The organism is Bathymodiolus heckerae thiotrophic gill symbiont, assembly GCF_900128515.1.
Taxonomy (GTDB): domain Bacteria; phylum Pseudomonadota; class Gammaproteobacteria; order PS1; family Pseudothioglobaceae; genus Thioglobus_A.
Window position 1 is genome coordinate 1 of record NZ_FQTP01000023.1, and the last position, 22,997, is coordinate 22,997.

Below are 22,997 nucleotides of genomic sequence, written 5' to 3' on the forward strand. Positions count from 1 at the left end.
GATTGTTTGTCTGCTCAATCCTGTTAATTCCTTGATTTGAACTGCGTTCAAATCAAGAGAAAAATACTTAATTATTTCTCTAAATTTCTTCTCTGAAATACGGGAACGATTTACATACTTGTTTTTTACTTTCATAACGGTACTTTAACATGATTTTAAATATGCTTGAGTTGTCATGACCCAACAATTTTAAATAAAAGGATAAACAAATGAATAACAAGAAAATAGCATTATTAGCAACAACTGCATTGTCAGTATCATTGGGCGCAACATTACTTATTGCGGGAGAAAAAGAAGGTCAATGCGGTGAAGGCAGTTGCGGGTCTAAAAAATAACCATGAATGTTGGATTGGCTTATAAAAGAAGTATGGGAGACCTTCCTAGAGAGTTAGTATTTGACTATTTGGAAGTGGCACCAGAAAATTGGATAGGTAAAGAAGCAGAATTTGAAACATTAAGAAACGAATATTCTGTTGTTTTACACGGCCTATCTTTATCCATTGGGTCTGTTGATCCGTTAGATAAAGATTACATCCAACAAATTAAGAGCTTTATGGATCGCTTTGATTTAGATTTATATACAGAGCATTTAAGTTTTTGCTCGTATAAAGGTCATTTGTATGACTTAATGCCATTACCTTTTACGAAAGAGGCAGTTAATCACACGGTTGATAGAATCAATCAAGTGCAAGACATACTTCAACGAAGAATCGCGTTAGAGAATGTTAGCTATTATGGCAGTATTGAATCTGAGATGAGCGAGATGCAATTCATTAATGATATTGCAAAGAGTTCTGGTAGTGGTATCATGCTTGATGTGAATAATATTTTTGTTAACAGTGTCAATCATGGTAACTACACACCTTCATCGTTCATTGATGAGCTTCAAGGTGATGTTCTTTATTATCATAATGCGGGCCATTATTGGGAAAAGCCAGATTTAATCATTGATTCTCATGGTGATAATATCACTGAAGAATCAATGCAAACATTAAAAATGGCTTATCAAAAATTTGGTGTTGCGCCTACAACTATTGAGCGTGATTTTAATATCCCACCAATTGATGAACCAAACAAGGAGGCGCAATGGGTTTGGAAGACTATCAAAGATCATTAACGGATTACATTCGTGGAAGATCAGAGCAAAAACCTTTTGAGCGTGCCGATGTATATAGGCGTTTATTCCAAGGCAACATGGTTTCTTTTTTAAAAGACAATAAGAGTGAAATTCATGACGCTCTGGGTGAAGATTTTGATGGATTTGTATTGGAGTTTTACAAATCTTGGGAAAGCAAAACTCCATTTTTTTACAACATAAGTGATGAATTTCTTAGCTATTGTAAAACGGTAAGTACACAACAAACAACAAGGAGAAACAATGAATAAAATTATCAATCAAACATTGGCTACCATTAATGACAATGGCGCCATGGTAACCATTAGACTTATTTTGGCTTATGAATTTTTTACAGCTGGACTAATGAAGCTCAACGGATCAAATTGGTATGGCGGCATACAAGATCAATTTCCATTCCCATTTAATTTACTTCCAGCTGATTTCAACTGGTATCTAAGTATGGGTGTAGAGCTTACTTTGCCAATATTATTAGTATTGGGCTTAGGTACGCGTTTTGCTGCCCTAGGCTTAATCATTCTAGATATTGTCGCGTGGATAGCTGTACATGATGGCGGCTATACAATTAGTGATGGCGGATTTAGATTGCCACTGATTTTCTTAGCAATGCTAATACCAATATTAATTACCGGGTCAGGCAGATTTGGATTGGATTATTATCTAAAAAATAACGATAAATAAAGCAATTAATAACAACATAAAAAAACCTTTCTAATCCAAAGGTTTTTTTTTCGTTATCAAGGTTGTAATTGTTTTTGTTAGGAGTAAGATACCTATCAAATATTCGGGGGAATAATGCAAGCATCTGACGCATTCAATATCATTCTAAGCCTAATGCCAGTTTTGTTTATTTGGTTATTGGGGTTAATATTCGCCGTTATTGTTTTTACTTTTATATTTGACATAACCCAGAGTAAAAATGCAGTACTTAGAAACTATCCGGTGGTTGGTCATTTTCGTTATTTATTTAGTACTTTGGGTGAGTTTTTTCGCCAATATTTCTTTGCTATGGATCGTGAAGAAATGCCGTTTAATCGTGCGGAGCGAGAGTGGGTTAATCGTGCATCAAAAGATAAAGACAATACCATTGCTTTTGGTTCCACCAAAAATCTTAATATACCAGGCACTGTTATTTTTATTAACTGCCCATTTCCAACCCTTGATAGTGATGCGGTAAAAACCAAAACAGTTATTATTGGCGAAGGCTTTAGTGACAATCCATTTTCAGCTAAATCTATTTTTAATATTTCTGGTATGAGTTTCGGTGCCATTTCTAAACCGGCAGTACTAGCCTTGTCAAATGGTGCGCGTATGGCCCAGTGCTGGATGAATACAGGTGAAGGCGGCTTAAGTCCTTACCATTTAAAGGGTGGTGCTGATTTGGTATTCCAAATCGGAACAGCTAAATATGGTGTTAGAAATGATGACGGTAGTTTGAATGAAGAAAAATTGTCCAATGTTGCCAAACATGATCAAGTAAAAATGTTTGAACTGAAAGTATCGCAAGGTGCTAAACCTGGCAAGGGTGGTATTTTACCAGGAATAAAAGTCACTGCACAAATCGCACAAATTAGAGGCATTCGAAAAGGTGAGGATTCGATTTCTCCTAATAGGCATGTTGAAGTCTCAAATGCTAGTGAATTGTTAGACATGATTGGCCGTATTAGAGAAATTACTAAAAAGCCAGTTGGCTTTAAAACAGTGATTGGCCATATAAGATGGCTAGAAGCTTTACTAGATGAAGTTAATATCCGCGGACGTGAATCAGCGCCGGACTTTATTACGGTTGATGGCGGTGATGGCGGCACTGGTGCGGCGCCTATGGCGTTGATGGATAATGTTGGCTTACCTTTGAAGGAAGCTTTACCATTAGTGGTCGATACTATTTTACAGCACGGTCTAGAAGATAGGGTTAAAGTGGTTGCTTCTGGCAAAATGATCACTCCTGCTGATGTTGCCTGGGCAATTTGTGCAGGTGCAGATTTTGTAACCTCGGCACGTGGATTCATGTTTGCTATTGGCTGCATCCAATCTCTTAAGTGTAATAAAAATACTTGTCCAACTGGCATTACTACACATAATAAGCGCTTGCAGAAAGGTTTGAATCCAAAAAGCAAAGCAGTGAAAGTTAAAAATTATATTAACAACATGACTATAACTGTAGAAACCATTGCGCATTCATGTGGCGTGAAAGAGGTTCGTAGGCTCAATCGAACCCATGTCAGAATCGTACAAACCAGTGGAAAATCCATGCCTATGGATGAACTATGCCCTACATGTCCAGAAGGAGAAAAACAATGAAAGCATCTGATCTATTTGTAAAAGCACTTGAAAATGAAGGTGTTGAATATATTTTTGGCATTCCCGGAGAAGAGAATCTAGATCTATTAGATTCTCTTCGAGGCTCTTCCATTAAATTTATCTTAACTCGACACGAACAAGCAGCCGCTTTTATGGCCGCCACTTATGGACGTCTCACAGGTAGAGCAGGTGTTTGTTTAGCGACACTAGGCCCTGGTGCAACTAACCTAGTTACCGCTATTGCCTTTGCGCAATTAGGCGGTATGCCGTTGGTGGTTATTACTGGACAAAAGCCAATTAAAGCTGGTTTACAGGGTAAATTTCAAATTTTAGATATTGTTCGAATGATGGAGCCTTTGGTTAAAGATTCTGAGCAAATTGTTTATGGCCGACAAATTCCTGCGTTAGTTCGTGGCGCCTTTAGAATTGCAGAAGAAGAGCGTCCTGGTGCTGTGCATTTGGAACTGCCTGAAGATATCGCCAGCGAGGAAGTTGAAGATGACTCAGTTTTTCCTAGGCAAACCATTCATCGAGTGTTTGCCAGTGATCGAGCTATTGAAAAAGCGGTTGAGGTGATTAGTGCAGCGAAAAGACCTTTATTATTAGTAGGGGCGGGCGCTAATCGTAAGAGGGTTAGGCAGCCTCTTTCAGATTTTGTTAATAAAACTGGCATCATGTTTTTTAATACCCAAATGGGTAAGGGTGTGTTGAGTGGTGATGATTCTCATTTTCTTGGAACAGCAGCATTTTCAAGCAAGGATTATGTGCATGAGGCCATTAAAAAAGCAGATTTAATTATCAATGTAGGCCATGATTTAATTGAAAAACCACCTTTTGTTATGAAAGGTAATAAGCAAAAGGTAATCCATGTTAATTTTCATTCTGCGCAGATTAAAGATATTTACTATCCGCAAGTAGAGGTGGTAGGTAATATTAGTAATTCTATAGACAGAATTACAAAAGCGCTCAGTGAATGTTTTGCTTGTAATCGAGAGTGGGTTGAGCTAATTCGTGAAAGAACAAAAATAGCTATTCATGCGCTGGATAATGACACATCATTTCCAATGTTGCCACAACGTGTGGTGGCCGATGTGCGTAAGGTTATGGATGATGACGGTATTGTATCCTTAGATAATGGCATGTTTAAGCTTTGGTTTGCGCGTCATTATCATACCCATCAGCCAAATACACTATTGCTTGATAACGCATTGGCAACAATGGGTGCAGGCCTACCTGGTGCTATGGCTTGTGCGCTGATGTATCCAGATAGGCAAATAGTTGCCGTGTGTGGTGATGGTGGTTTTATGATGAATTCTCAAGAATTAGAAACAGCTGTTAGACTTAAACTAAATCTAATTACTATTATTTTTAATGACAGCGGTTATGGCATGATTAAGTGGAAACAAACAGGTCAGGATTTACCAGATTTTGCGTTAGATTTTAATAATCCAGATTTTGTTATGTATGCACAGAGTTATGGAGCCACGGGTCATAGAATTTCTTCAAGTGATGAGTTGATATCAACTATGGAAAAAGCATTTGCTGATGGTGGCGTGCATGTGATTGATTTACCAATCGACTATTCACAAAATACTAAAACACTATTAAATGATTTAAAACAGTTCACTAACTAGAATTTTACGATGGCTAATGAGCAGATAATTGTTAGACAAGCATATACCAATAAAACATTAAAAGAGTTGCCAATGCACGATGCATCGCAAGTAGATGTTATGTTGTCAACAGCACAAAAACTACATAAGAATGGTTGCTTGCCAGCTCATGAGCGACTTCGTATTTTGCAAAAATTAGCAGAATTGGTTAATGCTGAGTATGAGGATTTTTCACGTTTAATTGCTAATGAGGGTGGCAAGCCAATTCGTGATGCTCGAGTAGAGGTAACGCGTGCAGTGGACGGAATTCGTATTGCTGTAGCAGAAATTCAATCTATCCATGGCACGCAAATACCTATGGATATGACTGCTGCTGGCGCAGGTAGAAAGGCTTTTACTATTATGGAGTCTATTGGCGTGGTAGTGGCTGTCAGTGCTTTTAACCATCCGTTAAATTTAGCCATTCATCAAATGATTCCAGCTATTGCTACAGGCTGTCCAGTTATTATTAAACCTGCAGCGTTAACACCTTTGTGTTGTTTGCGATTGAGTGAATTGGCACTGGAAGCGGGACTGCCAAAAGGTTGGGCTCAGGTTGCACTGACTAATAGGGAAAATTCTGAAAAATTAGTGACCGATCCACGTGTAGCTTTTTTTAGTTTTATTGGTTCTGCAAAAGTTGGCTGGTATTTAAAATCAAAACTAGCTCCTGGTACGCGTTGTGCACTAGAGCATGGCGGTGTAGCGCCACTGATTTTTGACTCTTGTAAGGATGAAGATGCCTTTGTTACTGGCGTAGTAAAGGCCAGTATGTACCATTCTGGTCAAGTTTGTGTTTCGGTTCAACGTGTTTATATTCCCAACAATAAACTAACTTCTTTGGCGCAAAAAATTTCTGATATTGCCAAAATTCAAATAGTAGGTGATGCAATTAACGAAGATTCAGATCTTGGCCCTTTAATTTCAACAAAAGAAACCGATAGAATTGAGGCTTGGGTTAATGAGGCTATTGATGAAGGTGCTGAATTGTTATGTGGTGGTAGAAGAATTAATGATGTAAGCTACGAACCAACAGTATTGCTCAACCCTGCTAAAGACTCTAAGGTTTCTATTAGTGAGATTTTTGCCCCAGTAGTATGTGTGTATGGCTATTCAGATATTGAAGATGCAATTAAAGATGCGAATAGTCTAGATGTATCATTCCAAGCGTCAGTGTTTAGTACGGACATGGATTTTGCTATGGATGTAGCTAAAAAACTTGAAGCTAGTGCAGTGATGATTAATGATTACACCACCTTTAGAGTGGACTGGATGCCGTTTGCAGGGCGTAAGCACTCTGGCTATGGCATAGGCGGTATTGGTCATACTATGAGCGATATGTTGGAACACAAAATGCTAGTGATTAAAGGCTAGTTTTTAAACTGATGGTTATATAAACCGGCATATTCACCATCTGCATCAAGTAATTCTTGGTGTGAACCTTTTTCAATAATACTTCCTGCGCGCAATACAACAATTCGATCAGCCTTTTGAATGGTTGATAATCGATGAGCGATAATAATGGTGGTACGATTTTTTTGCATTTTATCAATGGCCGTTTGAACTTGTTTTTCTGTGGCTGAGTCAAGTGCTGATGTCGCTTCATCCAGAATTAAGATTGGGCTATCTTTGGCAATTGCTCTAGCAATGGCCAGGCGCTGACGCTGACCACCCGAAAGCTTGGTGCCATCCTCGCCAATTTCAGTATCAAACTGATCACTCATTGAGGTGATAAATTCAGTGGCATTAGCCACATTTGCCGCATGTTTGATTTGAGTATCGCTCATAGTATTCAGCTGACCTAAGGCAATATTACCTTTGACAGTATCGTTAAATAAGCGCACGCTTTGATCAACAAAAGAGATTTGTGAGCGCAAGGAGTCAATTTCTAAATCGTTAATATCGACACCATCAATGGTAATTGAACCTTGCGATGGAGAATAAAATCGGGTGATTAGTTGAATGATGGTGGATTTTCCACTACCAGTAGAACCAACTAAGGCAATGGTTTCGCCAGGTTTGATATCAAGATTGATATTATTGAGTACCGTTGTATCTTTGGAGTAACCAAACGATACATTGTTAAATTTAATAGCCCCTTTGGTTGTGCCAAGATGTTTTGTGCCTTGATTTTTTTCTTCCACTTCGTTCAGTAATCCGAACACGCTTTGTGCTGCAGACATAGCTATTTGCAATGGTTTGTTAATATTAACTAAATTTTTTGCTGGTTTGACCAGCATACCCATGGCGGTAAAAAATGATAAAAATTCACCCGCACTCATTTGTAATGAGGTTGAGGAAAAATACACCACACTACCTAGCGATAGGCCAATTAAAACATTAACAAAGCTACTATTGAAAGCGCCAGTCATATCAACTTTGAAGCGCTGTTGGCGTATGGTGCGCACTAAACTGATAAATTTTTGACTTTCTTGATTTTGAGCGTGATAAATTTTAACCAAGCTACTACCAGAAATATTTTCATCTAATAAGTGGGTCATACTGCCCATAGATTTTTGCACCTTGGCGCTAGCACCACGCATGCGCCCTGATGATAGTTTAACTGCAAAAAATACCAAGGGTAAGAGTACGAGAAGGGTTAAGCTTAGTTGCCAATTTTTATAAAATAAATAGCCCACTAAAATAATAACAGACAAAGAAGATTTGATAAAATCTAGCCAAATAGTTGAGGCAGTAGCAGCGATTTGTTCTACATCGAAAGTAAGTTTGGATAGGGTTTTACCAGTAGGGTGTTTGTCAAAATACGATTTAGGTAATCTGAGTAATTTGGCGAACATATCTACTCGCAAATCCATGATGACTTTATTAGACACCCAAGAGCTAGCAGCAGTTGATGTTAGTGCAAAAATAGAGCTTAAAGTAATAACTCCAAATAATGCTAAAGCATAAATAAAGGCGGTTTGTGAGCTACGATCATTGGCAAATAAATCATCAACAATACGCCCTGTAATTTCAGGAATGGCACTCTCAAGCGCAGTTGCAAACATCATCATTACTGAGGTAAAGACAAGCTTGCCAATGTGTGGCTTTAAGTAGATAAATAGGCGAGAAACAAACTGTTTGTACTGCATATTGCAATTACTTTATATTTTTATAATCCATATTATAACGCCTTAGGGTATCATAAGCCTTTCAACTTTGTTACTTTTCAAGTGCCTACAAAATACATCTTTATTACCGGCGGTGTAGTCTCTTCTTTAGGTAAGGGAATCGCCTCAGCCTCACTAGCAACACTCTTAGAATCTCGTGGTCTTAATGTGACCATGCTTAAACTTGACCCTTATATTAACGTCGATCCGGGCACAATGAGTCCGTTTCAGCATGGTGAGGTGTATGTCACTAATGATGGTGCTGAAACCGATCTAGATCTTGGTCATTATGAGCGTTTTATTCGCCAACAACTGGGCAAGAAAAATAATTTTACTGCCGGTCGTGTTTATAGTAATGTTATTGAGCGTGAGCGCCGTGGTGATTATTTAGGCGCCACTGTTCAAATTATTCCGCATATTACCAATGAGATCAAAACATTAACAGAGGCAGGTGCAAAAGGTGCCGATGTTGCTTTGGTTGAGATTGGTGGAACTGCCGGTGACATTGAATCATTGCCGTTCTTAGAGGCAATCAGACAGATGAGTCTTGAATTAGGTCGTGAAAACACCTTGTTTATTCACTTAACACTATTGCCTTATATTAAAGTAGCGGGCGAGTTAAAAACCAAACCAACTCAACACTCTGTCAAAGAATTACGCGGTATTGGTATCCAGCCCGATATTTTGATTTGTCGTTCAGAGTATCCATTACCGGATGCAGAGCGTGCCAAAATTGCCTTATTTACCAACGTACCAGCAGATTCGGTCTTCACTTCGTTAGACGTTGATACTATTTATAAAGTACCAAGAGCGCTTCATGACCAAGGTTTGGATGATATTGTCGTGCAAAAACTTTCATTGAATTGCAAGCCAACAGATTTAAGCGAGTGGGATAGTGTTATTCAAAAGCTTAATTCACCAACTTCTAGTGTTGATATTGCCATGGTAGGTAAGTATATTGATTTAACAGAAGCTTATAAATCACTTTCTGAAGCTTTGTTGCACGCGGGTATTAATACCAGTACAAAAGTTAATATTCATTATTTTGATTCTGAAGAAATTGAAAAAAATGGTACAGATTGTTTAAAAGAAATGAGTGCTATCTTGGTTCCAGGCGGGTTTGGTAATCGTGGTGTTGAGGGTAAAATTGCAACTGTTCAATATGCACGTGAAAATAAGGTGCCTTACTTGGGTATTTGTTTAGGTATGCAAGTTGCAGTAATTGAATATGCACGTAATGTTGCTGGAATGATTGATGCCAATAGTACTGAATTTAATTCAGACACAACACATCCAGTGGTCGCATTAATTACTGAATGGCAAGATGAGGATGGCTCTACACAGACTCGAGATAAAGATTCTGATTTGGGTGGAACCATGCGTCTTGGTGGTCAAGAGTGTGCTTTAGCTGAAGGTACGTTAGCTAGAGATATCTACGGTGCACCGATTGTTACTGAGCGTCATCGTCATCGCTATGAGGTTAACAATACCTTAATTCAACAGATTGAAGATGCAGGATTGGTTATCTCTGGAAAATCAATTGACGGCACTCTAGTTGAAATGGTCGAAGTGAAAGATCATCCTTGGTTTGTTGCTTGTCAATTCCACCCAGAATTTACCTCAACCCCTAGAGATGGTCATCCATTATTTGAAAGCTTTGTTAAAGCTGCCAATGAAGCGCATAATCTAATCCTTTCTTCTTAATATTATTACCAAACAAAGTGTTTGATCGAGTATTAAAATCTTGGGGTAGTGTTGATTTTCCCCGGAATTTTAAACAAGCTTTTAAAACATTAAGTCTTGAAGAGTTACCCTTGATGGCATGTTGCACTCACAGTGGTGTAATCGACAAAGATAGTGTTGAACTGAGTATATTGTCAAATCATGCAACTGAACAAGCCATCACCCTAAAAATTGGTGTATTTTTTTGTGAAATATTATCAGGCTGTGCTTGTAGTGATGACCCTTCCCAGGCGATAATTCTTGAAAATTCTTATTGTGAATTAACACTAAGAATTGATCGACTCAATGCCCAGATAAGTTTCATCTAGCGCTTTTTACGTTTTTTAATAAACTTCATTAAACGACGTCTTTTATTAATTTGACGTGCGTTTAATTCATTCTTAGTATCTTTGAATGGGTTCTCGCCACTTCTGTATTCGATTTTAAGCGGCGTATTTGTTAGCTTAAGCGCATTGATAAAGAAATTCTTTAAATAGCGGTCATAGGCATTTGGAACATTCTGAAGGTGATTTCCATGAAAGGTAAGTGTCGGTGGAAAAACATCTGTTTGGTTGACGTATTTAATTTTTAGACGTCTACCTTTTACCGGTGGTGGCTGATGGCCATGGTTGGCCGCTTCCAGTATTTTGTTTAAGGTAGAAGTGGAGTGCTTTGTACCGGCATTTGTATATGATTTAACAATTGGTGCAAACAGTTTGCCAACGCCAGAACCATGTAATGCTGAAATATAATGCACGCTGGCATAATTAACAAAAGATAGCTTTACATCCAGCTTACGCTTAACTTCAGATTTTTGATATTCATCCAGTCCATCCCACTTGTTAATCACAATTAGTAGTGCACGACCTTTGTCAGCAATCATACCTAGTAGGGTGGCATCTTGTTCGGTAACACCTTCTCTTGCATCTAATACTAAGACGACAACATGAGAGCGATCAAGTGCATCAATAGCTTTAATGATGGAAAAAATTTCAATTTTTTCATGAGTAGAGCGCTTACGTCTAATACCCGCAGTATCAATTAGTGTGTATTTTTGTCCTTCGCGTTCAAATGGAATATAGATGCTATCACGAGTCGTGCCTGGCATGTCAATCGCCAAAACTCGTTCTTCACCAAGAATACGATTGATAAGGGTTGATTTACCAACGTTAGGCCTGCCTAATACCGCAACAGCAATACCTTCTACTTCTTCCTCTTCTTCAATAACTGGTTGAGGTAGGAAAGGCAATGTGTAGTCAATTAAATCACCAATGCCTTGGCCGTGTTCTGCAGAAATTAGCTTAGGCCCACCTAAGCCCAATTCGTAAAATTCAGCAGCTAGCGATTCATCGAGTCCTTCAGCTTTGTTGCAAACAAGAATGATATCTTTCTTCAGGCGCCTAAGGCGAGAAGCAATTTCAAGATCAAGGCCTATCACGCCATCTCGACTACTGACAATAAAGTAGATGACATCAGATTCTTCAAGGGCGTTCAACACTTGACCTTCAATACCACTATCAACAACGTTGTCTTGATTGGTTAAACCACCAGTATCAATAATAGTGACAAAAGTATCGGATTCTTCGTCGAGCAGGATTTCGGCGTATTGGCGATCACGCGTTAAGCCTTCAAAGTCAGAAACTAATGCCTGACGAGAGCCGCTAAGTCTATTGAATAGGGTGGACTTGCCAACATTTGGGCGTCCAACGAGTGAAATTGTGGGTAAGCCCATAATAGTTTTGGATTAGTTTAGGTCGGCAAGTTTAATGCTAATTAAGTTTTGTAGTTTAGAGTCTGTAGAGATTTGCGATAAAGCGAGTCTGTAGTATTTTTTTGCTTCATTAATATTATTACTAGCAACATAGATGTCACCTTTCAGTTGGCTGTACAAGCCGTTAAATTCATCTGCAGATGTGTTGTTAAGTGTGGCAATTGCATCAGAAAAGTTGCCCATTTCTAATTGAACACTAGCCATTCTCATGGTTGCAATATTGGCAATTAATGAGTTTTCATCATTTATTAATGGTGATAAGTGTTGCAAGGCAAGCTCATATTTTTTATCTTTGGCAGCAATTTTTGCTTGTATTAATATGGCTTGTTGTAAATAACCACTATCTGCATGACTTTCATTAAGCTGCTCAAAAGCAGTTGAGTCGCTATTTAAATAAAGAATTCTTGCATAGATTGATTGTTGATATTCGTGCGCCTTATAAGCACCAAAACCCCAGATTCCACCTAAGCCAAGAACGATACCGGCAATAATTTGTGGTCCGTTTTCTCTTAGCCATTTTTTAATTTGCTGAGCTTGTTCGTCTTCTGTATTTCCAATTTCAATAAAGTTTTTCATTTTTAATCCTTAAAAAATTTAATCGCCTCATCAAGGCTCGAGGTTAGTTGTTTGTCTTGAGATTTTAATGGCTTAATGCTAACTTGGTTGTTGTTTAATTCTTCCTCACCAAGAATTAAAGCGAAGTCAGCATTGGCTTTATCTGCTTTTTTAAATTGGCTTTTAAAGCTACCCATGGTAATGTCATTATAAATAATAAAATTTGGCAATTCTTGATGGAGTTTTGTCGCTATTTGCATTGATTTAATTTGCGCTTCATCGCTAGGTGTAATCATGTAGATTGAAAGCTTGTCGTTGGCTAATTGTATCTCCTGCTCTTCTAAAAGTAAAAGAAGGCGTTCTAAGCCGATAGCCAGTCCAACAGCTTTAGTTGGCTTTCCACCCATTTTTTCAACCAGACCATCATAGCGTCCGCCGGCGCAAATAGTGCCTTGCGCGCCTAAATCTGTTGTGGTCCATTCAAACACAGTACGGTTGTAATAATCAAGCCCACGTACTAAGCGTGTATTAATAACAAAATCAATCTCTAGGCAATTAAGATAGCTTTTGAATTGTTCAAAATGCTTGGCAGAGTCTCCATCCAAATGATCCATGAGTTTTGGTGCATTATTAATTAACGCCTGCATATCCGAATTTTTACTATCAAAGATTCTTAATGGATTGGTTTCTAATCGTCTAAGACTGTCTTCATCGAGCTGATTTTTATGCATTGAAAAATACTCAACTAAGATTTCTCGATAAGAGGCTCTTGCTTCATTTGATCCTAGTGTGTTTATTTCCAAGGTTAGGTTTTTTAAGCCTAGATTTTGCCATAGGCTGTGAGTCATCATCATTAACTCTGCATCAACTTTAGCATCAGCTGCGCCAAACACTTCAAGACCTACTTGATGAAACTGTCGATAACGCCCTTTTTGCGGACGCTCATGCCTAAACATAGCGCCTTGATAAAAGACTTTTTGAATGCCTTCACGTGGAAGATTGTGCTCAATCATCATACGCACACAACCTGCAGTTCCTTCAGGGCGCAAGCTTAATGACTCACCATTGGATTCTTTCCAAGAATACATTTCTTTTTCAACAATATCTGTTGCCTGGCCAATTGCTCGACAAAAGGTGTCTGTTTTTTCAACCAGTGGCGTACGAATATTTTTATAGCCATACGAGCTAAACAAATCAGCAATAGTGCGTTCTACATAACCCCAAAGATCAGAATCTTTTGGTAGTAGATCGTTCATGCCACGAATGGCTTGGATTTTTTTACTCATGGAGTTGGATGAAATTAACGTAATGGCGTATTTTACCAATAATTACAAAGGTTTAAGCCGCATTACGCCGGATCTTCTTTGTAATAAATAGAGATGATAAAAAATACTAAAGTAGCAAAAAATAGACGAATACCAATAAGCAAGAATATATCCGCACCAAAAAATACGAATAGCAAGGTGTCTTCAATAATAGCGTGTGCAACCATTAGGAAATAACACACAGATGTAATTTGCTTCTTACTCATGTATTGTGCTTCTTTTAACAGTACACCTGCACCATAGGTGATACCTATTAAAGTGCCTGTTAGTAAGGCCATAATAGTGCTTAGGCGATGCTCAAATTTTTGCAAGAAGCTTAATCCTTTGATGAAGGTAACAACAAAAATAACCAAGCTTACAAGGATAATAATTTCAACCGAAAGCAAGATGGCTTCATAGATTTTTTGAATGATAAAATCCGTAAAATTATTAGCTACAGTAAGATTTGACTGAAACAAAACACTAGCAACTTCATCGGGATTGTCGAATAATAATTCAGTTGGAATAATCAGTAAGGGTGTTAATACCACAAAAGCCATAACAAGTCGAAAGCTAATAGATTTTATCCAGTCAATGCCAAGTTTTTTCATAATGGCTGATTCAACTGGAATAGAGTGTAGCACACCCAAAAACAACCCTAAAATCGTCCAATCATAAACGCTTAATCCAAGTGGTGCTGCAAAGGCTATAGCAGCGTATAAATTAAGAAAAACACCAGAAGCAAGCGCCAATGCTGCCTCTGGTGGAAGATTTAATAAAGTTGTAAAAGGTTCAAAAATTTGAGCAATAATTGGCATCAAGCCAAAATACATTAGTAATTCTGCTAGTAAAAAATAGGGGATTACGGTAACAAGAATTATTTTTGCAGTAGATATTGAACTACTAACAAATGCTTTGGTGTCAAAAGTCATGTGTTCGAAATTCCACTGGGAACATGCCCAGTTGGGACATATTGAGAAGCTGATTCACAATGAGAATGTTGATCGTCAAAGAAAATATCCGCGCCAAATTCTTTTAAAAATATTCCTTTATCTAGTCCACCTAAAAAGAATGATTCATCAATTCTAATACCCCATTTACGCATCGTGTGAATAACTCGCTTATGTGAGGGTGCTGATCGGGCAGTGACCAGCGCGGTACGAATTGGATTGTTCTCAACTGGGAAAGCTGATTGAATTTTATGTAATGATTTTAAAAAACATTTAAAGGGTCCGGCTTTTAACTCGATATTGGCTGATTTTTTCTCATTTTCCTCAAACGCATCAATACCTTTTTCTTGATAGATTTTTTCTGCTTCATCTGAAAAAATAACAGCATCTCCATCAAAGGCAATACGAAGTTGAGTTTCATGAGAATCTTTTGAGCCTTCACCAACAATAGATGCTGCCGCAAATCCTGATTCCAATGCTTTTTGCACGTCTTGATAATTGCTTGATAAGAATAGATCAGCCTCAAAGGCGCCGACTAAATTATGCGTACTTTCACCACGCGTGAATGCCGCACGTGAGATGTTCAAACCATAATGCTCAATTGAATTAAAAATACGTAATCCAGTATCAGCACTATTTCTAGAAAGCAAGATAACATCGATTGGATTTTTTTTAGTATTCAATGCTAATAACTTTTTAACCAATGAAAATCCAACGCCCGGTGGCAGGATGACATCCTCATTTTTTTCTTGATGTTTGGCATAAGCCTCAACACCTTGTTGTTTAAAAATTTGGTGAGATTCATCTAAATCAAACAATGCTCTTGATGAAATTGCAACAACTAATTTGTCTTTAGCTTTTGGGTCTACAGCATCTGCCATGATTTTCCTTGAGAAGGTGAATTGGATTTAGCCAAGAGAGGCTGCCCTGGGGTATATTTGTCTAAACAGTAATCTAGCCATCTTTCTATGAATAGATTAAGCTCCCATTGTATATTCATATCGTTGCACTGTGCTAGATACGGATGACTAGAGTTAAGTGTGGTTTCATTGCACACTGAGAGCACCTCTAGCAATTGTGCATCAAAATAAACTTTGAACTTAATATCAGGTTTATGCGTGCCGCCTTCTAGAATATGCGTCAGTGTAAAAATTCCCGTATGAGCAAAGCGCTGATCAACCATTAAATGTAGATCTGCCAAGTTTTCGTGGCGAATAATACTATGATGCGCAGTTTGCTTGAGTAGTGGAATGAGTTTAAATATTTTTAAATAATTTGACTCAAATAATGCACTAACATCATTATAGGTTTTTGGCTGCTGAGAGTTGTATAAGTCGTGCAAATATTGTGAGTCTATATCCATTGTGTCGTCCAGTTTATTTGACCATCATCATGTAAGGTAAATTCGTTAAAGCCAATTCTCGACTCTTGGTTAAATTGTAGTGCGGTCGATGGACAAGAAACAATCAAACAATTCTGATGATAAAAATCAGCAGATTCGTGAGCATGTCCAAAAACAACACAACGTATTTTAGAATGCTTATCTAATACTTGGAATAAATCTTGTGGATTTTCTAATGATAAGCTATCGTCCCAACTACTATTCATGGCAACAATTGGATGATGCAATACAACCAGAATGTGATCAGCATTTGAATTTAAAAATCTTTGATCAAGCTCTGCTAAAGCCTTTGATGTTACTAGGCCGCTGGTTTTTTCTGGTTGCACTGAATTGATGCTAATCATCTCCCAGTTTCCAAATTCTACACAACTGAATAAATTATCTTTAAAGGCAATATTAAGTTTAACAACATTGTCATGATTGCCAGTAATGACATGAATGGGTACTTCAATGGGAGATAGAATTTCTTTTAAATAAGTATATGAATTAGCCGTGCCATTATGAGTCAAATCACCACTAATTAGTAATGCTTCAAATTTACAATCATCAAGTTTTTTGACAATTTTCTTTAAATTGGCTTGGGTGTCAACACCCATCACCACAGCCTGATCATTAATATGACAATCACTAATTTGAATAAGTTTAATCATGTGCAATAAAACGAACGCGACTACTAACACTAGTCAGTAATTCATAGCCAATAGTGTCACTGTATTTTGCAACAGTTTCGACATGAAGTTTATCATGCCCCCAGAGAATGGCTTTATCACCGATAGATGCTTTCAAATCTCCAAGTTCAACACAGATTAAATCCATAGAAACTCGACCAATCAGTGAGCATAAAGTGTTGTTGATCAAAACTGGCGTGCCATTTTTAGCATGACGAGGATAGCCATCAGCATAACCAATGCCAATAATAGCAATATTAGCCTGTTTTTTGGCACTCCAGTTGGCGCCATAGCCAACACTTTCACCTGCCAAAATGGTTTTAATACTAAGAATAGGTGCAGATAATTCCATGACAGCTTGCAGTTTATTGTCTTCAATTGCAAAGGGTGATACACCGTAAAGCATAATACCTGGACGCACATAGTCAAAATGCGCTTCAGCCATACCAAGGATCGCAGCAGAATTAGCCATAGAGCGATTAAACTTATTTATCTTTAGTTGCTTAAAGCTGTTAAGTTGTAGTGTGTTACTAGTGTGCTGTGGTTCATCAGCACAAGCAAAATGACTCATCACGGATTCAACATGAATATTTGAACAGGCTTTGAGTTGTTCTAGGCAGGTGTTAAGATCTGATGAAGACAAGCCTAAACGGTGCATACCTGTATCGACCTTTAGCCAAAGTGTCATGTGTTGCTTGCTATTGATAATAATTGGCAATTGAGATAAGTCATGCAAAACTAAATGACAGCCCAATTCAACTGCATTGTTAAGATCAGCATTATTAAAAACACCTGGTAGCAATAAAATAGGTTTGGCTGTATATTGCCTAAGGGTGCGAGCCTCACTAAGCTCACTAACTGCTAAAAGATCAGCATTTAGTAAGGGCTTGATTAAGTCTAAATGATGACCATAAGCATTAGCCTTAACCATACAAACAATTTTTGAATGCGGTGCTTGCGTACGAACAACGTTTAAATTATGACTCAGTGCTGATTGTGAAATAGTTGCTAGGGCATGCATAGAAATCTAGAAGGGTTCTTGGTCAAAATTAGCCATATTGTTGTTATACGCAGCATCCATATGTTCATCTGGTATACCTTGGAACTGATCTTCGTTAGCAAGGTCTTCAAAGCGTGCATATTCGCCAATAAATGCCAGTTTGATGCTGCCCGTTGAACCATTACGATGCTTGGCAATTTTAAGATCAGCTTTGCCAATTTCTTCAGGATTAGAATAACTATCATCATGATATTGTTGATCACGATAGATAAAACCAATGATGTCTGCATCTTGCTCAATTGATCCTGATTCACGCAAGTCTGACATTTGCGGCATACGACCTTTGCCAGCTTTAGGGCGAGATTCAACGCCACGGTTAAGCTGTGAAAGAGCGATAACTGGCACGTTAATTTCTTTAGCTAATGCTTTTAATGAACGTGAAATTTCAGAAATTTCTTGAACGCGATTATCAGTCTTGCCATGAACAACCATTAGCTGTAAATAATCCACCATAATCAGTGCAAGATCAGGATACTGGCGTTTAAGTCGGCGACATTTGGCTCTAATTTCAGTGGGTGTAATTGAGGGTGTTTCATCGATCAATATTGTAGATTTTTCTAGCGCTAAAACTGCATGATTGAAACTATTCCAATCAGTTTCCGTCATGGTGTCTTTTAGATTTTCACCTTTAATATGCCCGAACGAAGAAATCATACGCATTACCAGCGCTTCTGTCGGCATCTCCAGGCTAAATACAGCAACAGGTTTTGGTTCTTTTGCAGTAATGGCAACATGCTCAATAATATTCATTGAGAAAGCTGTTTTACCCATAGAAGGTCGTCCAGCAATAATAATTAGATCGCCATTTTGCAATCCTGAGGTTATTTTGTCCAACTCAGTAAAGCCAGTTTCAAGGCCAGTAACACCTTCAGTTTCTTGCATTTCATGAACGCGATTAACCACGTCTTTGATAATATCTTTAACGTTGGTTATGTCTTTTTTTCCACGTGTTACTTGCTCAGCAATTTCAAAGATTTTCTTTTCTGAAAGATCAATTAATTCTTGAACTTCCATCTCTTTTGGATTGTAAGCAGTATCCGCAATTTCATGACTAGCTACAATCAACTGACGATAAACACTCAGTTCACGAACGTGTTTTGCGTAAGCCTCAATGTTGGAAATACTTGGCGTGTTTTCAGCAATTTGAGCCAAATAAACAAAACCACCAATAGTTTCTTCATTACCTGTTTTTTTAACATGCTCTTTAACCGTTAAGATATCAGCAGGCTTGTCGTGATGCATTAGAGTTGAAATAGCTTCAAAGATGATGCGGTGTGAAGCGTTGTAAAAATCAACCTCAGTTAGGATATCGGCCACTTGATCCCAGGCATCATTATGCAGTAGTAATCCGCCCAAAACAGACTGTTCTGAATCAAGAGAATTGGGTGGAATTTTGACGTTTTTAATATCCATGGGCTTGCCTAAAAAATAAAAAACCCTCTTGCGAGGGTTCTTAATTTTAACTCAATTTGAAGGGTGATTTTTACTCTTCTTCTTGAGTCTCCACAACAACTTTAATTGTAACTGAAACAGACGGGTGTAGTGTTACACTAACGTCGTATTCACCTGTATGGCGAATCGCTTCAGACATGTTGATTGTGCGTTTTTCAACTTCAAAACCAGCTTTCGCAAGGCTTTGTGAAATATCTGCTGTAGTGATAGAGCCGAATAACTTACCTTCATCGCTTGCATTTGCAGCAATTGTGCAAACAGTACCAGCCATTTTAGCTTCGATTGCTTGTGCAGTAGTAAGTGCAGTAGCTTCTTTAGCTTGTAAATCCGCTTTCAAAATTTCGAACTCAGCTAGGTTTGTTTTAGTTGCAGGTTTAGCTTTGCCACGTGGAATTAAGTAGTTACGTGCATAGCCTGCTTTAACATTAGCCAAATCGCCTAAAGTGCCTACTTTTTGAATTGTTTCTAATAAAATTACTTGCATGATCGTTACTCCTATTTCTTGTGCTTATCAGTGTAAGGAATTAGAGCTAAAAATCTAGCTCTCTTAATGGCAGTTGTTAACTGACGCTGGAATTTAGCGCTAGTGCCTGTCATTCTTGATGGTGTGATCTTGCCACTTTCATCAATATTCTTTAACAATGTATCAACATCTTTATAGTCGATTCTTTCAACGCCTGCTGCCGTAAAACGACAAAAAGTATTGATTTTAATTTGAGGTCTGCGTTTTCTCTTTTGTTGCTTAGCCATTCTAATCTCCTATCGTCTAACTGGTTTTTTATCTTCGTCTTTAGCCGTCATCATGATTGATGGCTCTGTGATCGCTTTGTCTTCAGAAAGAATTAAGTTTCTAAGGATTGCATCGTTAAAACGGAAATTATAATTAAGCTTATCAAGTGTATCTTGATCACATTCAATATTCATTGATAGGTAGTGAGCTTTGTAAATTTTGTTAATTGGGTAAGCCAGGTGTTTACGACCCCAGTCTTCTTCACGGTGGATTTGTCCGCCGCCAGTTGTAATGATTTCTTTGTAGTTATCCATCATTGTACTTACCTGAGCCGATTGGTCAGGGTGCACAATAAGTGTAATCTCATAATGTCTCATGAGTTGTATCTCCTTATGGTTATTAATAATAGCTTGGAACACCATGTTCTCAAGCAAGGGAGTGGGTATTTTATACTAGTTGTAAGTTTTTCACAATTTAAATTGATGCTTATAATTGTTGAGCGTTAAAATGAACTTAATATATTTATTAACTATTAGAGACCTTTGCATAAATATGAACAATCATCAAAACACCATCTTTCATCAATTTGAAAACTTTTTAAAAACACCCTTAACCCTGCTAGGAGTGGATTTAAAAAATTCCCAAATTAATAAAATCTGTCATTTTTCTAATCATCCTTATTTATGCAAAGGTCTCTATTAATTTAATGCCAGAAAATAACAAAAACTTCGAATCAGCACTATTTAATACGGCAGACAAACTGCGCAAAAATATCGATGCCGCAGAATACAAAAACGTGGTTTTAGGGCTTATCTTTCTTAAGTATATTTCTGATTCATTTTCTGAGCTTTATACCAAGCTTGATGCTGACAATTTTTCAGATGCCGAGGATAGAGATGAGTACACAGCTGAGAACATATTTTTTGTACCAAAAGAGGCTAGATGGGATAGTTTGCAAGCCAAAGCAAAACTACCTGAAATAGGCGTAGAAATTGACAACGCCATGTCTGCCATTGAAAAAGAAAATATTGAGCTAAAACACGTATTACCGAAAGTCTATGCCAAGCCCAATCTTGATAAAACCGCACTCGGACAACTGATTGATGTCATCTCTGATATTGAGCTTAAAGCGCAAGACGAGCATTCAAAAGATTTACTCGGCAGAGTATATGAATATTTCCTTGGTGAATTTGCCAATGCTGAGGGCAAGAAAGGTGGGCAATTCTACACCCCAAAATCCATCGTAAAACTCATGGTAGAAATGATTGAACCATACAAAGGCAGAGTGTACGACCCTGCTTGTGGTAGTGGCGGTATGTTTCTCATGTGTGAAATATTTGTTGAAGAGCAACAGGGTACTATTTCTGATATTACTATTTATGGTCAAGAATCTAATCAGACCACTTGGAAACTCTCAAAAATGAATCTTGCTATTCGTAATATCAACTCACAGTTTGTATCTTGGAATACCCAAGGTAGCTTTTTGCACGACTCGCATCCCGATCTTAAAGCCAATTTTATTTTAGCCAATCCACCGTTTAATCAAAAAGAATGGGGACAAGATGTTCTCGCTGAGGATGCTCGTTGGAAATACGGCCTACCACCCGCAGGCAATGCCAATTTTGCTTGGATGCAGCACATGCTCTATCACCTTGCGCCAAATGGTGTTATGGCAACCGTGCTGGCAAATGGCAGCTTAAGCTCTAACACCTCTGGCGAAGGTGATATTCGCACCAATCTAGTTAAAGCTGATTTGGTTGATTGCATTGTCGCCTTACCAAAACAACTGTTTTATAATACTGGTATTCCAGCCACTATTTGGATATTGCGCCGTAGTAAACAACAGCGCCAAGGCGAAACGCTATTTATTGACGCCTCAGAAATGGGCTTTATGAAAGACCGAGTGCATAGGGAATTTGCCCCAGAAGATATTGAAACCATCGAGCAAACTTATTATAATTGGAAAAACGATACAGGCTATGAAGACATCAAAGGTTATTGTAAATCTGCACAACGCGCAGAGCTAGAAAAACACAGCTTTGTACTTACACCCGGGCGCTATGTTGGTATTCCTGATGAAGAAGATGATGGCATTCCTTTTGCAGACAAAATGCAAGAGCTAACACAGACACTCGCCAAGCAAATGGCGCAAGAAAAATTGCTTGATGAAAATATCAAAATTCAACTGGCAAAAATAGGTTTTAAGCTATGAGTAATAAATTAATTATTTATCAGGCGGACAATGGCGCAATTGAGCTTAAGGGTGATATTGAAAATGAAACTGCATGGGCAAGTCAAAAAGAAATGGCGGAAATTTTTGGTGTGACGACGCAGAATATAACCATACACTTAAAGCAAATATTTAAAGACAACGAGCTAGAAGAAAAGGCAACTTGTAAAGAATCCTTACAAGTTCAAAAAGAAGGAAATAGAAGTGTTAAAAGAAAAATTAAAGAGTACAACTTAGATGTAATGATTGCAGTGGGTTATCGAATAAATTCAGCTATAGGTACTAAATTTAGAAAATGGGCAACCAAAACTCTTAAGCAGCATATCATTCAAGGCTTCACTATTAACCCGTCACGCATTGAGCAAAATTACACCAATTTTATGCAAGCGGTGGATGAGGTAAAAACACTTACCAGTAATAACACCTTACTTAAAACTGACGATGTATTAGCATTAATCAAAAGCTTTGCCCATACTTGGTTTTCACTTGAATCATTTGATGAAGACAAACTGCCTAAAGGTGGTTTAACCAAACAAGATATTCAGCTAGAATCTAGCGCTTTGTATGAGGCTGTGGCTCAATTAAAGCAAGGCTTAATTGCCAATAATCAAGCCACCCAACTATTTGCCCAAGAAAAGAAAAAAGACACCTTGGCAGGTATCTTTGGCAATGTTTTTCAATCCGTATTTGGTGAAGATGCTTATCCAACTATTGAAGAAAAAGCCGCACATTTACTTTATTTTATTGTTAAAAATCATCCATCTAATGACGGCAACAAACGCACAGGTGCATTTGCTTTTATCTGGTTTTTGCAAAAAGCCCAGCTTGATTTTAGAGCTAAAATCACACCAGAAGCACTAACCGCAATCACCTTGCTCATTGCCCAAAGTGATCCAGCAGATAAAGACAAAGTCATTGGTTTGGTAGTTGTGTTGTTAACAGGCAATCATCAGGA

General features: G+C 38.0%; 24 protein-coding genes. 11 read left to right on the forward strand and 13 right to left on the reverse strand.

The window, feature by feature from the left end:
- Window positions 1-209 precede the first annotated feature (209 nt).
- The 7 genes from BTHERMOSOX_RS11925 (at window position 210) to BTHERMOSOX_RS04360 (ending at window position 6,462) form a co-directional block, all read left to right on the forward strand.
- Window positions 210-335 carry a hypothetical protein gene (locus BTHERMOSOX_RS11925; RefSeq protein WP_283204840.1) on the forward strand — a complete coding sequence of 42 codons (126 nt, stop codon included), beginning with the start codon at window positions 210-212 and terminating at the stop codon, window positions 333-335.
- A 2-nt stretch (window positions 336-337) separates the two neighbouring features.
- Window positions 338-1,117, forward strand: a complete 780-nt coding sequence (locus BTHERMOSOX_RS04335; protein WP_138119787.1) for an MbnB/TglH/ChrH family RiPP precursor modification enzyme — start codon at window positions 338-340, stop codon at window positions 1,115-1,117.
- Window positions 1,087-1,386 carry an HvfC/BufC N-terminal domain-containing protein gene (locus BTHERMOSOX_RS04340; RefSeq protein WP_138119789.1) on the forward strand — a complete coding sequence of 100 codons (300 nt, stop codon included), beginning with the start codon at window positions 1,087-1,089 and terminating at the stop codon, window positions 1,384-1,386. Before BTHERMOSOX_RS04335 ends, BTHERMOSOX_RS04340 begins: the two co-directional genes overlap by 31 nt.
- A complete protein-coding gene (locus BTHERMOSOX_RS04345; protein ID WP_138119791.1) occupies window positions 1,379-1,816 on the forward strand; it encodes an HvfX family Cu-binding RiPP maturation protein in 438 nt (145 codons plus the stop codon). The genes BTHERMOSOX_RS04340 and BTHERMOSOX_RS04345 overlap by 8 nt, the downstream gene beginning before the upstream one ends.
- Window positions 1,817-1,930: 114 nt before the next feature.
- Window positions 1,931-3,436 carry an FMN-binding glutamate synthase family protein gene (locus BTHERMOSOX_RS04350; RefSeq protein ID WP_138119793.1) on the forward strand — a complete coding sequence of 502 codons (1,506 nt, stop codon included), beginning with the start codon at window positions 1,931-1,933 and terminating at the stop codon, window positions 3,434-3,436.
- Complete coding sequence (locus BTHERMOSOX_RS04355; RefSeq protein ID WP_138119795.1) at window positions 3,433-5,070, forward strand: acetolactate synthase large subunit; 1,638 nt, start codon at window positions 3,433-3,435, stop codon at window positions 5,068-5,070. The genes BTHERMOSOX_RS04350 and BTHERMOSOX_RS04355 overlap by 4 nt, the downstream gene beginning before the upstream one ends.
- A gap of 9 nt (window positions 5,071-5,079) precedes the next feature.
- Entirely contained in the window at window positions 5,080-6,462 is a 1,383-nt protein-coding gene (locus tag BTHERMOSOX_RS04360; RefSeq protein WP_138119797.1) for an aldehyde dehydrogenase family protein, read from the forward strand.
- Here BTHERMOSOX_RS04360 and msbA read toward each other — a convergent pair.
- Window positions 6,459-8,180, reverse strand: a complete 1,722-nt coding sequence (msbA, locus tag BTHERMOSOX_RS04365; protein ID WP_138119799.1) for a lipid A export permease/ATP-binding protein MsbA — start codon at window positions 8,178-8,180, stop codon at window positions 6,459-6,461. The two genes, BTHERMOSOX_RS04360 and msbA, sit on opposite strands and share 4 nt — an antisense overlap.
- Before the next feature lie 81 nt (window positions 8,181-8,261).
- On the opposite strand from msbA, the gene pyrG reads away from it, so the two are divergent.
- A complete protein-coding gene (gene pyrG / locus BTHERMOSOX_RS04370; RefSeq protein WP_171004642.1) occupies window positions 8,262-9,902 on the forward strand; it encodes a CTP synthase in 1,641 nt (546 codons plus the stop codon).
- Between the two features lie 17 nt (window positions 9,903-9,919).
- Window positions 9,920-10,249 (forward strand): hypothetical protein, encoded by a 330-nt coding sequence (locus BTHERMOSOX_RS04375; protein WP_138119801.1) that lies wholly within the window; start codon window positions 9,920-9,922, stop codon window positions 10,247-10,249.
- Here BTHERMOSOX_RS04375 and der read toward each other — a convergent pair.
- From der to rpsF, 12 genes are all read right to left on the reverse strand, one after another.
- On the reverse strand, window positions 10,246-11,652 hold the full coding sequence (gene der, locus BTHERMOSOX_RS04380; protein ID WP_138119803.1) for a ribosome biogenesis GTPase Der: 1,407 nt from the start codon (window positions 11,650-11,652) through the stop codon (window positions 10,246-10,248). The genes BTHERMOSOX_RS04375 and der overlap by 4 nt on opposite strands.
- Window positions 11,653-11,664: 12 nt before the next feature.
- Window positions 11,665-12,267: a YfgM family protein gene (locus BTHERMOSOX_RS04385; RefSeq protein ID WP_138119805.1), complete on the reverse strand. Its 603-nt coding sequence runs from the start codon at window positions 12,265-12,267 to the stop codon at window positions 11,665-11,667.
- Between the two features lie 2 nt (window positions 12,268-12,269).
- Entirely contained in the window at window positions 12,270-13,532 is a 1,263-nt protein-coding gene (gene hisS, locus BTHERMOSOX_RS04390) for a histidine--tRNA ligase (protein ID WP_138119807.1), read from the reverse strand.
- A gap of 62 nt (window positions 13,533-13,594) precedes the next feature.
- Window positions 13,595-14,482, reverse strand: a complete 888-nt coding sequence (locus tag BTHERMOSOX_RS04395) for a nucleoside recognition protein (RefSeq protein ID WP_138119809.1) — start codon at window positions 14,480-14,482, stop codon at window positions 13,595-13,597.
- The gene (locus BTHERMOSOX_RS04400) at window positions 14,479-15,381 is read right to left on the reverse strand and encodes a 5'-nucleotidase (RefSeq protein ID WP_138119811.1); all 903 of its coding nucleotides are present in this window, start codon (window positions 15,379-15,381) and stop codon (window positions 14,479-14,481) included. Before BTHERMOSOX_RS04400 ends, BTHERMOSOX_RS04395 begins: the two co-directional genes overlap by 4 nt.
- The gene (locus tag BTHERMOSOX_RS04405) at window positions 15,366-15,863 is read right to left on the reverse strand and encodes a DUF1249 domain-containing protein (RefSeq protein ID WP_138119813.1); all 498 of its coding nucleotides are present in this window, start codon (window positions 15,861-15,863) and stop codon (window positions 15,366-15,368) included. The genes BTHERMOSOX_RS04400 and BTHERMOSOX_RS04405 overlap by 16 nt, the downstream gene beginning before the upstream one ends.
- Window positions 15,854-16,552 carry a metallophosphoesterase family protein gene (locus BTHERMOSOX_RS04410; protein WP_138119815.1) on the reverse strand — a complete coding sequence of 233 codons (699 nt, stop codon included), beginning with the start codon at window positions 16,550-16,552 and terminating at the stop codon, window positions 15,854-15,856. The genes BTHERMOSOX_RS04405 and BTHERMOSOX_RS04410 overlap by 10 nt, the downstream gene beginning before the upstream one ends.
- Complete coding sequence (alr, locus tag BTHERMOSOX_RS04415) at window positions 16,545-17,591, reverse strand: alanine racemase (RefSeq protein ID WP_249360600.1); 1,047 nt, start codon at window positions 17,589-17,591, stop codon at window positions 16,545-16,547. The genes BTHERMOSOX_RS04410 and alr overlap by 8 nt, the downstream gene beginning before the upstream one ends.
- A gap of 6 nt (window positions 17,592-17,597) precedes the next feature.
- Window positions 17,598-19,043 carry a replicative DNA helicase gene (gene dnaB / locus BTHERMOSOX_RS04420; protein ID WP_138119819.1) on the reverse strand — a complete coding sequence of 482 codons (1,446 nt, stop codon included), beginning with the start codon at window positions 19,041-19,043 and terminating at the stop codon, window positions 17,598-17,600.
- A 70-nt stretch (window positions 19,044-19,113) separates the two neighbouring features.
- Window positions 19,114-19,566: a 50S ribosomal protein L9 gene (gene rplI, locus BTHERMOSOX_RS04425; RefSeq protein WP_138119821.1), complete on the reverse strand. Its 453-nt coding sequence runs from the start codon at window positions 19,564-19,566 to the stop codon at window positions 19,114-19,116.
- Between the two features lie 11 nt (window positions 19,567-19,577).
- Complete coding sequence (gene rpsR / locus BTHERMOSOX_RS04430; RefSeq protein WP_138119822.1) at window positions 19,578-19,832, reverse strand: 30S ribosomal protein S18; 255 nt, start codon at window positions 19,830-19,832, stop codon at window positions 19,578-19,580.
- A 9-nt stretch (window positions 19,833-19,841) separates the two neighbouring features.
- Window positions 19,842-20,189: a 30S ribosomal protein S6 gene (gene rpsF / locus BTHERMOSOX_RS04435; protein WP_138119824.1), complete on the reverse strand. Its 348-nt coding sequence runs from the start codon at window positions 20,187-20,189 to the stop codon at window positions 19,842-19,844.
- Between the two features lie 329 nt (window positions 20,190-20,518).
- Between rpsF and BTHERMOSOX_RS04440 the strand changes: the two genes are divergently transcribed.
- Both BTHERMOSOX_RS04440 and BTHERMOSOX_RS04445 read left to right on the forward strand, forming a co-directional pair.
- Window positions 20,519-22,024 (forward strand): type I restriction-modification system subunit M, encoded by a 1,506-nt coding sequence (locus tag BTHERMOSOX_RS04440; RefSeq protein WP_138119826.1) that lies wholly within the window; start codon window positions 20,519-20,521, stop codon window positions 22,022-22,024.
- Window positions 22,021-22,997: virulence RhuM family protein/type II toxin-antitoxin system death-on-curing family toxin (locus tag BTHERMOSOX_RS04445; protein ID WP_138119828.1), on the forward strand; the 977-nt coding region annotated here is incomplete at its 3' end. The genes BTHERMOSOX_RS04440 and BTHERMOSOX_RS04445, both read left to right, overlap by 4 nt.